At 79.1% G+C, this 268-nt stretch carries 1 protein-coding gene; it reads left to right on the top strand.

Going from position 1 to position 268, the window contains the following annotated elements:
* Positions 1-19: 19 nt before the first annotated feature.
* The coding region (locus tag UK12_RS35665) for a hypothetical protein (RefSeq protein ID WP_156179186.1) at positions 20-268 on the top strand (249 nt) is incomplete at its 3' end.

Here is a 268-nt window from a genome sequence, read left to right as displayed (position 1 = left end):
CGATGCGGCGCTCGTCCCGATGCGGCTCGACCTGGCCGCGCTGCGCCCGCAGGCCGCCGCCGGGACCCTCCCCGCCCTGCTGCGCGGACTGGTCCGGGCTCCGGCGCGCCGGGTGGCACGGGCCGGTTCGGCCGGCGGCTCGGAGCTGGCCGCTCGCCTGCTCGCGCTACCTGCGGCCGAGCGGGAGCAGGCGGTGCTCGACCTGGTTCGGACCCGCATCGCCTCGGTGCTTGGCTACCCGGACACCACTGCCGTGGAGGCGGGCCGG

This window comes from Saccharothrix sp. ST-888, assembly GCF_000955975.1.
Classification (GTDB): domain Bacteria; phylum Actinomycetota; class Actinomycetes; order Streptomycetales; family Streptomycetaceae; genus Kitasatospora.
The sequence above is the reverse complement of the archived record's forward strand: the minus strand, read 5'-3'. Positions and strand labels throughout refer to the sequence as shown.